Source organism: Streptomyces sp. NPDC000075, from assembly GCF_040301925.1.
Classification (GTDB): domain Bacteria; phylum Actinomycetota; class Actinomycetes; order Streptomycetales; family Streptomycetaceae; genus Streptomyces; species Streptomyces polychromogenes.
Map to the genome: position 1 here is coordinate 71,548 of NZ_JBEPFL010000037.1, position 12,288 is coordinate 83,835.

10 protein-coding genes and 1 pseudogene are annotated in these 12,288 nt (G+C 70.1%); 4 read left to right on the forward strand and 7 right to left on the reverse strand.

Annotated elements, in window-relative coordinates; translation table 11 throughout:
• Positions 1-326: 326 nt before the first annotated feature.
• Both ABT403_RS32150 and ABT403_RS32155 read right to left on the reverse strand, forming a co-directional pair.
• On the reverse strand, positions 327-872 hold the full coding sequence (locus ABT403_RS32150; RefSeq protein ID WP_344153236.1) for a DoxX family protein: 546 nt from the start codon (positions 870-872) through the stop codon (positions 327-329).
• 286 nt (positions 873-1,158) lie between these two features.
• A complete protein-coding gene (locus ABT403_RS32155) occupies positions 1,159-2,139 on the reverse strand; it encodes an ArsR/SmtB family transcription factor (protein WP_344153239.1) in 981 nt (326 codons plus the stop codon).
• 32 nt (positions 2,140-2,171) lie between these two features.
• Between ABT403_RS32155 and ABT403_RS32160 the strand changes: the two genes are divergently transcribed.
• On the forward strand, positions 2,172-2,627 hold the full coding sequence (locus tag ABT403_RS32160) for an RICIN domain-containing protein (protein WP_344153242.1): 456 nt from the start codon (positions 2,172-2,174) through the stop codon (positions 2,625-2,627).
• A 187-nt stretch (positions 2,628-2,814) separates the two neighbouring features.
• On the opposite strand, the pseudogene ABT403_RS32165 reads toward ABT403_RS32160, so the two are convergent.
• Together ABT403_RS32165 and ABT403_RS32170 are read right to left on the reverse strand one after the other, a co-directional pair.
• Positions 2,815-3,539, reverse strand: a pseudogene (locus ABT403_RS32165) (IS110 family transposase); the annotation flags it as partial.
• A gap of 230 nt (positions 3,540-3,769) precedes the next feature.
• On the reverse strand, positions 3,770-5,332 hold the full coding sequence (locus ABT403_RS32170; protein ID WP_344153245.1) for an InlB B-repeat-containing protein: 1,563 nt from the start codon (positions 5,330-5,332) through the stop codon (positions 3,770-3,772).
• An 885-nt stretch (positions 5,333-6,217) separates the two neighbouring features.
• Between ABT403_RS32170 and ABT403_RS32175 the strand changes: the two genes are divergently transcribed.
• Both ABT403_RS32175 and ABT403_RS32180 read left to right on the forward strand, forming a co-directional pair.
• Positions 6,218-6,610, forward strand: coding sequence for a hypothetical protein (locus ABT403_RS32175; RefSeq protein WP_344153248.1), 393 nt, complete (start codon positions 6,218-6,220; stop codon positions 6,608-6,610).
• A 43-nt stretch (positions 6,611-6,653) separates the two neighbouring features.
• Positions 6,654-7,163 carry a vWA domain-containing protein gene (locus ABT403_RS32180; RefSeq protein WP_344153251.1) on the forward strand — a complete coding sequence of 170 codons (510 nt, stop codon included), beginning with the start codon at positions 6,654-6,656 and terminating at the stop codon, positions 7,161-7,163.
• A 320-nt stretch (positions 7,164-7,483) separates the two neighbouring features.
• On the opposite strand, the gene ABT403_RS32185 is transcribed toward ABT403_RS32180, so the two are convergent.
• Both ABT403_RS32185 and ABT403_RS32190 read right to left on the reverse strand, forming a co-directional pair.
• On the reverse strand, positions 7,484-8,899 hold the full coding sequence (locus ABT403_RS32185; protein WP_344153254.1) for a hypothetical protein: 1,416 nt from the start codon (positions 8,897-8,899) through the stop codon (positions 7,484-7,486).
• A 206-nt stretch (positions 8,900-9,105) separates the two neighbouring features.
• Complete coding sequence (locus tag ABT403_RS32190; protein WP_344153257.1) at positions 9,106-9,933, reverse strand: nucleoside-diphosphate kinase; 828 nt, start codon at positions 9,931-9,933, stop codon at positions 9,106-9,108.
• A 799-nt stretch (positions 9,934-10,732) separates the two neighbouring features.
• On the opposite strand from ABT403_RS32190, the gene ABT403_RS32195 reads away from it, so the two are divergent.
• Complete coding sequence (locus ABT403_RS32195; protein WP_344153259.1) at positions 10,733-11,083, forward strand: hypothetical protein; 351 nt, start codon at positions 10,733-10,735, stop codon at positions 11,081-11,083.
• A 98-nt stretch (positions 11,084-11,181) separates the two neighbouring features.
• On the opposite strand, the gene ABT403_RS32200 is transcribed toward ABT403_RS32195, so the two are convergent.
• The coding region (locus tag ABT403_RS32200; RefSeq protein ID WP_351650416.1) for a tetratricopeptide repeat protein at positions 11,182-12,288 on the reverse strand (1,107 nt) is incomplete at its 5' end.

The window sequence follows — 12,288 nt, forward strand, 5'->3', positions numbered from 1 at the left end:
TTACTGACACCCGGTAGCCCGGTACCGGCCCTCGCTGCCGGTACCGGGCCACCGCGGCGGGGTGATCACCGCCCTCGCGTTCAGGTACCGCACTGGCGTCGGGCGGGAGGGGCGTGGCCTGGTGGTAGTACAACCGCCACGTCGCGGCCGTCTCCTGCCTGTGCCAGAGCGAACTCCGCCGCCCCGGCGTCCGTCCAGCGTGGTCTCGTAGGTGAGGTGCACCAGCCCTGGAGCCGGCAGGGCACCGGTGAGCCCTGAAGGCTCGTAGCACGGACCGGCGCAACCGAGTTACCACCCCAGCCCGCCCGCCCGGTGTCTCCGCGCGGTCAGTCCCTCACGAAGAAGACGACGAGGCCCGCGACGACCCCGGCCACCACGGCGAGCAGGGCATGGCGGGCCCGCGACTCGCGCAACACCGGGAGGAAGTGGTCGGCGGAGAGGCGGCCCGGCCCGGTCAGGGTGAGCGTGACCGCGGCGGCGAACAGCACCGTCTCCATTTCGACGCCCTGGGGAGGGAAGTACGCGCTCAGGCCCCGCACGTCGAGGATGTTGACGAAGACGCCGATGAGGGCCGCGCCCGCGAGCGGGGTGAGCAGACCGAGGGCGAGGCCGAGGCCGCCCAGGGTCTCGGAGAGACCGGACAGGACGGCCATGGCCTCCCCGGCCGGATAGCCGGCCGCCGTGAATCCCTTGCCGGTCGCGGGGAGGCCCGGCCCGCCGAACCAGCCGAAGAGCTTCATCGTGCCGTGCGCGGCCATGCTGAGGCCGACGACGAGCCGGAGCAGGAGCAGGCCGATGTCGTGGACGGGGGTGGGGGTCAGCGTGGCCGGGGCCGCCCCGTGGATCGTCCGGTCCACTCGTTCTTGCGCCATCAGCGTCCGTTCGTCCGTCGCCTGCGAGCGACGGCCACCCTAGGACGCACTCCCGCGATGTCCGCTCCGCAACGGTGGCGGGCCCGGCCCTCGCCCCGTTCGGCCGCGGTACTACCCCTCACCTGGACGCATTCCACAGCCGCCGGGCACGCACCCCCGGCTGATCACTCATGCCCCGATCCCGAGCCCTTCCCGCGCCAGATCGAGCAGCTCGTCCACCGGCCACTGGTCCGTCGACGTGTTCCTCCGTACCCGGCGGCTGCCGGCAAGTGCTGCCCGGCTTGTGTCAGACCGTCGGTTCTCCTGGTTGACAGGTGAGTGCAGTGCCCGTTCGGGTACGCAGGTGGATGGCCGTGCGTCCGGTGCGTCGAGTGGTCACGAGGCCGGCTCCGCGCAGAGCTCCGAGGTGTTGGGAGACGGCACCGGCGGTGACACCGAGGCGGGCGGCGAGGTCGGGAGTGCTGCGGGGCTCGGCGAGTTCCGCGAGCAGTGCGGCGCGGGTGCGGCCGAGGAGGACGGCCAGTCCCGCGGATGCCGGCGAGGGCTGCTCCCAGAGCAGTCCCACGCCGGGAGCGGGGTACTGGATCGTGGCGGCACCACAGGGGGAGTGATCGACGCCGATGTTCGGCCAGCCGAAGACGGAAGGCATCAGGACGAGTCCGTGGCCGCGGGTCTCGACCTTCCAGACCTGATCCGGATGGGAGCGCCGCCGCACGAACAACTCGCCTTCCCGCCACACCACATCACCGTGCGCCTGCGCGAAGAGCCCTTCCACCCCGCCATCGACCAGCGCGACCGCGAGCCGGCTCAGTTCCGCCTCCAGAACGGCCCGCATCCGCCCCCAGTGCGGTGCCACCAGCAGGCTGTGGCAGCGCTCCAGCGCATCGGCCACCCGTTCCACGAGCACCGCAGGCGGCGGTAGCTCCCGAGCCCGACCGGGCAGCGCGGCGGCGCACTCCGTGATGACGTACTCAGGCTCCATGGCCCGCACATCCGCCAGCTCGGTTTCGAACGCCGGCAGGCGCTCCCTCGGCACAGGAAGCAGAAAAGACGGCACGAGGTGTCCGAGAAGCATCCGCAGCAACGGCAGCTCCGGTTCCCGCGCCAACACCACCTGCGCCTCGCGCACCCACATCCGGTGCACCTCGTGGCCCCCGGTGCCGAGCGCGGCTCGCACTCCGAACACCGTCTCCGCCAGCGGTGATACCGCCAGCCGTACCCGCGCCACCTCGGCCGCCGAGAGCCGGATCCCCACTGCCACGCGCATCCCCACCCTGTTCGTTTAGCCGTGGCTAAAAGATGGCCGAGTCCAGCCTTCGGACCGCAGGCAAGGCCACCGGCGGCTGCTTGAGGGTCTGGAACAACGGTGCGATCGACACGGGCGCCGGGGCCGTGGCGCGCTGCGGTATGGCCGGTCCCCTTGATGGCAAGCACGCAAGCACGATCTGGAACGACTCGCAGAACAACATCAAGGAAAACACCAACAACCAGTTCTGGAAGATCACCACAAACGTTTCGGGATTCTCCAACGGGTATTGCCTCTCCAGCTGGTACCAGGGACAGGACGGCCTGGGGAACGTCTACATCGAGCCCTGCGGATCCCCGGCCAACGTCAACCAGCAGTGGGTGGAGAACTGGACAGGCGACGGAATGCAGATCGTCAGCCGACTGACCGGCCTGTGCCTCGACAGCAACCGCGAGGGCAGGGTCTACACCCACGCCTGCAACGGCAGCGACTACCAGGTCTGGAAGTAGGCGAAGAGGAACTCGTAAGGCGCGTGACACAGGGCGGCGGCGCAGCCGCGAGACTCGGCGGGCGAGGGCGTGCGGCCGTGTGACTTCTGTGGTCATCCGGTCGTGACGGATTCGGTCGACGCGCGGGACTGCCCCGTGTGCGGCGAGGCAGCTGAGGATCAGCCTGAGGCTGCCGGCCGGGGTTCGTAGAAAGAGGGCGGGCGTCCAGCAGTTCCTCAATCCGCCCGGCCAGCAGCTTGCGCTGGTCAAGGACGGCGGTCAGGGAACCGGCCAGGCTCGGGACGATCAGCGCTGCCGCCTCGGTGCCGGGAACGGTGACGGTCTGTTCGTCCAGGGCCGTGAAGATGTCTTCGACCAGCCGTTCGGCCGTCCTTGGTGCCTTCGGCCGTAACACCGTGACCAGGCGGCGCCGCCCGGCTTTGCGGATCTGGGCCGGCGACCCGAACCGCTCCAGCAAGGCAAGGACCGCCGGGTGCTGCAACTGCGGCCCCAACACCCGTTCCAGCGAGGGATGGATCTGGGTCAGCAGGCCATGGAGCCGGTTCGCGACCCGGGTGACCTCGCCGGCCAGGTCGTCGTCGAAGCCGACGATCATCTCCAGCTCGGCGATCGTCTCGTCCTCGCCGTCCATCGCCCGCAGCGTGTGCGGCAGGGCGCGGGCCGCGTCCGCGATGATGAACGCGTCCCTCGCGTCGGTCCTCGCCTCACGATCGAGGCCGGCTGGTCGACCACGACCAGCGCCGTTCCGTGCTTGGCCTTCAGCTTGGCGAACAGCTCGTGGAGCGTGGGCTCGGTGTTGGACAACCGCCTGCCGAACGCCTTCTTCCCGGCCGGGGTGACGGCGGTGGCGTGGGGTTCGCCCTTGCCGACGTCCAGGCCGAGGAAGACGTCGATGTCGCCGGTGTCGATCACGTGCGGGCCCCTCCCTCACGCTTTCGTCCTTCTGGCTCGGGTGAAACCGGTGCTCAAGCCCCTCATCAGCGGTCCGTCGATGCCTCCGGACCTAGTGACACCCCCCGGCTCATGGACAACAAGGGGGAAGTCATGCCGGATCCGAAGGCCGGAGGCCCCATTGCGGGACCCACGAAGAAGGTAACGGGGGCTCGTTGTTCGGCGTGGCCGCCGACGACGCCTGCCCGGCCTCAGGCCTCGATGAAGACCGCCCTGAGGGTGTGGGCGGCGTCCATGGTCACGTTGACCTGCTCGCTCGGGCCGTACTGGCGACCGTCGTAGATCCAGGCCGCCAGGCGGTGGCCGGCGGCCGGGGTCGCCGTGACGGCGACGACCGTGCCCGGCTTGTAGGGGCCGTAGACGGCAGGGCGGACGCTGCCGCCGTCGGAGCTCTCCAGAGTGAGGGCGTAGCGGGTCCGGGCCACTGTGAGGGCGCGGTAGCCGGCCACGATGGGAGCGGTGAGGCGGGCGAGCCTGGCGTTGTCGTTGCTCTCGTTGCCGAGGGGCTGCCCGTAGATGCTGAGCTGCGGGTCGGAGTACGTGTTCTCCGTGCGGCACGGCCGGCGGCAGGAGCTGGCGTACGCCATCAGGGAGGTGTGCTCCTCGTCGGCCGTGATCCAGCCCGTCCCGTACGGGGTGTTGAGGTCGTTGACCCAGCTGCCGTCGGGGACCTGCTGGGAGAGGGTCCGCCGGTCGTGGAAGAGGCCGAGGTTGTGGCCGATCTCGTGACCGAGGTTGTACCAGCCGGTGAGCGAGTCGTAGTCGACGACCGAGAAGGCGAGGCTCTCGTCGAAGTTGCCGCGCACCGGAAGGCTGCCCTGCCCGGAGGACTGGCCCGGAACGCTGTTGACGACGGTGATCAGGTCCACCCCGTAGCGGCGGCGCAGATCTGCGGCGGCGCTGCCCAGCTCGTAGTCGTGCGGGTTGCTCAGCTTGCTCCACATCACCGAGGAGGTGTTGTTGCCGGTGTAGCCGGTGTTGTAGGTGCCGATGATGTCGATGCTGGCCGGGACGCCGCTGTCGGCGAGGGCCTCGTTCATCTTGCGTTCGGCCCAGTGGATGGTGTTGACGACCTGCTGCTCGCTGCCTGCCCGTTGCACGGCGAGGGGGGTGTATCCGGCGATGACGTCGATGACGGCCGGGTTCTGCGAGGTGGCCGCGGCCCGCCCGGCGAGGGAGTGGCGGGGCGCGGTGCGCGCGGACGGACTCACCGCCAGCTCGTCGGGGGCGTGGTGCGGCTGCTTGGCCGGGTCTTCCTCGGTGATGCGGGCGCGCAGGGGGCGGCCGGGCAGGGTCTCCAGGTGGTAGACGTGCTTCCCGAGGTCGGCGACGACCTCGACGACGGTGCCTTCGGGCTGGGTGCGGGCGGCGGAGCAGACGCCGCGCAGGGAGACGATGACGCTGGTGTCCGGCCTGCCCTTGACGTGGCCGGACCAGGTACGCGTGCCCGCGTCGTCGTCGATGCCGTCTTCGACGGCGGTGAGGCGGACGTTGTCGAAGAAGTCGAAGGTCCATGCGCGCGGGGCGCCGAACGGAGCCCCGGTGCACAGCGTCCGGAAGTCGTCGAGTGCGAGCGGGACGGTGCGGTCACGGAGCACCTCCGCCCCGTCGCCGTCCGAGGGAGACGGGACTCGGGTGACGGCGGGGGCGGCGGAGACACCGGTGGCGGAGGCGGCCGCCAGGGGCAGCGCGGCCATGGCGGTGACGCAGAGCGCGAGCAGACGGGACCGGCCGGGGCGGCGGAGAGGAGTCATGCCGCACACAAAGCCACAGGCGCCGGTGAATATGCCGGAAACATGCCCACTCGGATGGGTCAGGTCACCCGACCGGCACGACCTGCACCGGGCGTCGGCCCGACCGAGCGGCGACCAGGCGCACGGCCCGAACGCCCGGCGGCCGGCCGCGACGGCGGTCGGTCTGCGCTCCCCGAGGCAGCGGTGGACGCCGGGACACAGGACGCCCGGGCGCCCCGCCGCTCATCCGGGAGGGCGAGGTGCTGGTGGAGAACGGCCTTTTCGGCGTCGTCGAGCGCGCGGAAGTTGCGGCCGGCCCCGTCATGGGCGTCCCAGCTCTCCCTCGTGGGCGAGCGGCTCATCGCGTGGGTGCTCCTTCGGCGTACGGGTCGAAAGGTGACGGCCGGAGCGCCGGGTCAGGCCGGCGGGCGGGTTTCCTCACAGCGCCGCAACGGTGTGGGAGGGAAGAGGCCGCCGGTCGCCGCCCGCCTGCAGGCGGGCGACCATCACGGCCCTGACCCACGTGGCCTCCCGGCAGCCGGCAGCCGGCAGCCGGGGAATCAGGCGAGGTGGTCACGCAGCACCTCTTCCGCTTCGTCCCCGGCCGGCCCCGATATGCGGTTCAGTGGTCTGGCCGCGGCAGTTGCGGTGTCGAAGAGGCGAGTGCCCCGGTGAGTCTCATGATCCGGTGCGGCTGATGGGGGCGGGCCCTGAAGGACCTTTGGGGAGCCGGACCCCAGGGTTGACCAGCCGGATCAAGGTCGGTCAGATCGAGTACGCGGTGTTGCAACCGCTCCTCCCTGAGCAGGTCGAACGCTCCGTTGGTGCTGCGATGACCCCGGCGGCGCGGCTCGTTCTCGCCCTCGCGGCGGTCCATGCTGCCCGGGTGGCCCGATCGCCGCCCTCATGCTCGACGACATCGATCTCGGCAACCGCCGGCTGACCATCGCTGGTGGCGCCCGGCCTCTCGACGACCTCACTCTGGAGTTCATGGTGGAGTGGCTGGAATACCGGCGCCGTCGGTGGCCCAGCACCGCGAACCTCCACACGCTGATCAACAACCAGACCGCCAACACGACCAGCCGGGCCAGCACCCATTGGATCAGTGCTCCGACGAGGGGACAGGACGCCACCTTGGAGCGGCTTCGTGTTGACCGGCAGCTCGAAGAGGCCCTGACCCACGGGCCTGACCCACTGCATCTCGCCGAGGTCTTCGGGCTCGACGGGAAGACCGCGATGCGCTACGCGGACTCCACACGAGCCCTGCTGGAACAGGCCGCTGAACAGCACCTTCGATGAAATCCGGTCGACCTGGACGTGCCGTGAAGGGAATCATGGATGGGTGATTTCGACCGAAGCAGCAGCAATCGCGCTCCAGGACCATGCCGCTCTCTGGAGCATGGGCGAAATCCGCGCGAGCGACGTGGTGAACGCCGCCTGTGATGCGCTCGTCGCCGGACTCGACACCCCAGGCCTTCGCATCCTCGCCGCCTGCACGCGCGCCGAGGCGGACTACGACGTCCACTACCTGCTTCCCATAGCACTCGACGAACTCGGCCTCGCCTTCTATCCGGTCGACGGCGAGGCCGGTCAGGAAGCCGCCGCCCGAGCCCTCGCACGCCGCATGCTCACTGGAGAGCTCACGCCTCGGGAGTTCACATTCAAGATTCACCAGCGCCACGGACATGAGCTGCCCCTGACCGAGCGCCTCGCTGAACTCGACGACGAGTACGACATCCTCGAATACGGCGACAGAACCCTGGACCAGGTCGATGCCGAGGTCACCGCCGAAGCCGGCCGCCTCGCAGCCCGCCCCACGGTTCCCGCCGAACCCACGGATTCGCCCAGCTGATGCACACGGACCGACCCGCGAGTTCCCGCTGAACAGACTTCGGTTTTCCTGAACCCGCGGGCCTCTTCGGGTGTGAGTAGTTGGGGTACAAGAACTCCCGGTGAGAACGATCTTGCTGGGCTTCGCCTGCTTCGCGGAGGCTTCGAGCTGACGGGGCACTGCGCCCGGACGGAGTTCCTGGAGGTCGGGGATGTGGTTGTAAAGGGTGCCCGGGGGGGGCACCCAGCGGCTTCGCGATAGAGGTAATGGAGAGGCCGGGGTCGGGCAGCAGGTCGTGGGCCGCACGGATGACGCCGCCCGGGCCGGTGTCCGGCGCCAGGTCAGGCGGAGGGCACCCAGCGCTCCGGGACGGTGTCGGCCTCCCGCACCGTGCCCCGTCGTCGGGCGGCCGCCAGGCGGGCACCCTGCTCGGCGACCGGCAGCACGTCGGTGGGGGTGAGGCCCGACTCCGGCGGCGTCGCACGCTGCCCCATGCGTTCCACCCGGCGGGCCTGCTCCGCCGGGAACACCTCGGCGGGCAGGAACCACGAGGCAGCACCGGTGACGTCCACCTGGTGCACCAGTCCCTCGCCGGCGAAGTGCAGCCGGTAGCCGAGGTAGTGCAGGTCGGTGTCGAAGAGCAGCGTGCCGGTGATCCGTCCTTGGGCCCATCGCGCCCAGTACGTCAGCTTGCCCACGGCGTGCGGCAGCTCGCGCCGCCGGCCGATGGCCATCGCGTACCCGTCCGCCTCCACCCCGCCCTCGGTGAAGCGGCCCGTACCGGTGAGGGTGATCGGGCCGGGCTCGGTGCCCGTACGGAACCGCAGACGTCCGTCACCACCGCCGTCCGCGGTATGGCGGCTCCGCAGATCACGGTAGCGCGCCGTGTTGGCCGCTGCCGTGTCGATGGCGGCGGCGACCACGGTGACCTCGGCGGCCGGGTTCCCGGTGAGGAGGGCCTCGGCCGCGGCCAGAGCGTGATCCCCGCCGCCGGCCACGATCCAGCTGTCGGCGGCCGTCGCCGCGTACCGCCCGTACACCAGGGAGTCCCCGAAGCAGAGCCGTCCGGCGGCGTCCGCGCGGGCGCGCGAGAAGGCGGCGATCGCCCGGATGGCCTGGACCGGCGCGGTGACCGGTGCCAGGAGCAGCGGATCGGCACCTTCCAGCAGGGCCAGCACGTCTGCCGGGCCGCCGCCCCTCTCGTTGACCAGGTCGATGAGTGCCCCCACCAGCTCGTTCGCCGCCGGACCCGTCCTGTGCAGAGTCTTCAGCAGCTCATGGCCGACCTGGTTGAAGGAGTGCAGTGCGGGGTCGGTGCCGGGTACGAGCTGTCCGGGCAGGCCCGGGGCGAGTGTCGGTATGCCCTCGACGTCGAGGGTGAGGGGGGCCTTGTCCCCTGCGGGCTCGATGATCGCGACCAGACGGCCCTCCACGTCCACGGCCAGCTCGGCGGTGCCGTTGATCACCGGGCCGGAGGTGGCCAGCTGGTCCAGCCATTCCCGGACGGCCGTGCTCGGCACGCGCTCCGTGGGCGCGGCGTGGAGGTAGGGGTCGAAGCCGCACCGGTCGAGGGCCCGCAACTGATCGGGGGTGTGGCCGAGGCTGTCGAGCACGCCTCGGTGGAACAGGCTGCCGCAGTCGTCGACCAACAGGGCTCCCGTCGGGCGGGCCAGGGCCGCGGGCCCGCCCCCGATCATGATCGCCCTGGACGGACCGGTGTTGTCGGGCATGGCCTCGTCCCCCGCTTCGATGATCATATGAGCCACAGTAGCCCTCCCGAGCGCTCTCGTCGGCCGAGGCCGGGGCATCTCCGCCCCACCCTCCGAGGCCATGTCAACCGGATCAAGATGCTCAAACGCCAGATGTTCGGCCGCGCGGGATTCCAGCTCCTTCGCAAGCGCGTCCTATTAGCGTGACTGGGTGTCGCTGTACCGAAAACGTCGCGGCCAGTAGCGATCAGGGCTCACGGGGTGTCAGCGCACAGCGTCAAGTGACGCAGCGTCGTGTATGCGAGGTATCCGCGCCATGTGTCCACCGTCGGAACCTGGCGGGCGAACTGCGCGTAGGAAGTGTTCCCGTCCAGCACTCCCGTCAGCACTTCGCCATCCTCGGCCCCGGCCCGCTGTGCGGCGCGGGCGCAGGCCATCAGGGCAGCGCCGGCCGCCGGATGGGACGGGCCATGGGAGTCGGCAGGCCAGTCGATGGGCCGTACCACCCCCGGCCCCAGCCAGGTGGTCAGGACGTCCGCCACAGTGCTCCACAGTTTGAACGGACGCAGTAGGTGCGGGGTCTGGGCTATTCCATCCGGTCTGGCACCGTTCAGTCCCAGGAGGTCGACGAGAGGGCGGTCGAAGAGGGCCCGGGCGTCCCGGTCGAGATCGTCGGTGCTGTTGGTTGCGTGAACCAGGTTGAAGACGGGGTTCAGGGCCCCGAAATCCCCCCGCAGAGTGCCCGGTCGGGCCCGGTGGGGAAGGGCATCCCCCATGAAACGGCCCGCGAGCTCGGCTGCAGCCGACCCTTCGTCCGAGGACCGGCTGCCCTCCCGCTGCAGGAGCAAGGCGTGCACCGGTCCCAAACCGTAAAACACCTCGCTCAGCTGCCGATCGATCCGCCCTCCGACGTGGGAGTCCACATCGAGGATGAGCTGGTGCTCCGGCCTCAGGGTCAGCTCCCGGAAACCGCGCAGCTTGTAGCCCCGGTCGCGTGTCCAGTGAGAGATGAGCCGAGTGAGGTGCTGGGCCACTCCGTCTGGCTTGACTATGAGAAGGGCGAAGCGGTCCGGTTCGAGCAAGGAAGACTCCTGTGCGAGCACGATCTCACGGGGCGCTCCGACTGTACCTGGAGCCCAGACCAAGCCAATTCGTTACTCTGCGTGGCCGTTTCATGGAGAAGTGGACCAGAGCCGGTTCTCACCTACGCAGCCAGATCTCGTTCATGCCGCCGTCGAGGTACCAGTCGCATTCAGCGAGGGCGTACAACCAGGCCGACTCCCAGTCGTTTGGGTCGACGTCCGCGACGCTCTCGGCGTCTTCTACGAGTACGAGCCGCAGAGCTCACGCCCCGAGGCTGCGCAGGTGCGCGCGTCCTTTCTGCGCCGGGTGGCGAGATGTCGCGCCGCTTCGACACGGAACTTGAGGTCGAGCTTGTTGCGCCTGAAATGGTGCTCCAGCCGTTGGGCCTTGAGCCGTGGCCAGTCCTCCGGAGGACGGACGGAGAACTCTGCGACAGCACCCTGGTCGGCTCGGAAGATGCGCGCGAAGAGCCACCGTTCGCTTCCGAGGTCGTCGAAGTACGGGTGGAATGGCTCCTCGGCCGGCTCACCAGACCAGGCTGGCTACCACCAGCGTATGCCCGGCAGGCGGCGATACACGTGGCAGCCGTACGGCAGGGAGGTGGTCGCGGGGCCGGCCGACGTCGCCCATTACCGAGAGGCCGGCCCGGCGCGGGCCGTGTTGGTGGCGTGTTAGTGGGCTGTTGGCGGGGCCCGGCACAGTGCTCTGCGTGCCCCTCCTCAGCGAGCGGCGCCTGTGACGAGTCAAGCGGTGGACGTGCGACGTCCAGCCGGCTTTCCCGAACACCATGGAGGCATCGTGAAGAAGAAGAAGATCAGTCAGGCTGTCGTGACGACCCTCGCGGTAGCCACCTTCGGCCTGCTCGCCGCCGGACCCGCGAGCGCGGCCGAGGCCGTCTGCGAGGGGTACACCTGCAACAGCGCGAGCATACCGGCCAACGGCAACCACCAGGTCTGCTTCTCCGGCACGCACACCGCCCTCGCCTACTGGGGTCGGGCCGAGCTCTGGGACGCCGACACCGGCGTGATGGTCGCCTCCTTCGCCAGCAACCCCGTGGAGACCAAGACGAGGTGCGTGGGCGGTCTGTACGGGCAGCACTACTACGAGCACGGCACCGGCGGCTACTTCTACGGCAAGGTCTGGAACTGAACCACCCCAGGTAGAGCATGATCAGCGGCCCCTGCCGGGAGATCCCGGCGGGGGCCGCGGTCCGCGGGGGCACTCCCCACGCCGCCTCGGACACGTGTTCAGGAGTCGAGGGCGGCGAGTCCCTTCAGGCAGTCTTCGCGTACGCGCTCGATCCGGTGGTCGCGGGCGATGGCCAGGGCCTGGTTCCAGGTGTCCCTGGCCTGTTCGTGGTCGCCGAAGTGGAAGTGGGTGCGGGCCAGCGCCTCAAGGCCGTCCGCGGTGTGGAAGTCGTTGCCGAGCCGACGGTAGATCCTCAGGGACTCCTCGATGCAGGCGACGGCCTCTTCACGGCGGTCCAGCGCACGCAGCGAGTCGCCCAGGGTGACGAGGCTGATGCCCTCGTGAAGGACCTGGCCGTCGGCGCGGCTGATCTTCAGGCACTGGCGGAAGACGGCCTCCGCGGCCGCCGCGTCCCCCGCTGCCAGGAGCAGGGTGCCCAGGGGATGGAGGAAGGAGGCGGTCGGAGCCGCAGCCGGTCCGCGCAGTTCGATGGCGCGCCGCATCGCCTTCAACCCCTCCTCCACCCTGCCGGCCTGGCCGCACGCGGTCCCGTAGTTCGCCAGGACCTGGGCCTGCCGCTCCGGCACCCCGAGCTGCTCGTACAGAGCGGCGGCGGTGCGGAAGTACACGAGGCTGGTCTCGTTGCGGAAGGAGCATCCGTGGGCCACCCCGAGCATGTTCTGCATCCGCGCCTGGCCCTTGAGGTCGCCGACGCGCTCCGCTGCGGCGAGGGCGTCGTGGAACGGCTGCTCCCACTCCCCGGCGACACCCCAGTTGGTGGTGGTCCAGGTGAAGAGGCAGTTGGCGATCTGCCAACTCAGCTGGGGACGGATCTCGGCGGCGGTCTTCACGGCGTGGTGGATGGCGGCCAGGTGCGCACTGGTCCAGGCGAGCGCCTCGCCCGGGCCAGCGAACTCCGGCAGCGGGGCGTCGGACAGCGGTGCGGGGTCGGCGTGCGGTCGGGGGCCGGTGGGTGTGTTGGCCCGGTGGAGTGCCGCGTGGTACCACTCGAGGATCCGCAGGCGACAGGCCCGCTGCTCGTCTTCGTCGTCCTCCCGCTCCGCGCATTCCGCGGCGAACTCGCCGAGGAGGTCGTGGAACCGGTAGACGTCGGGGGCGGGGTTCTGCAGCAGGTGGGCGTTGACGAGGATGTCGAGGAGGTCGAG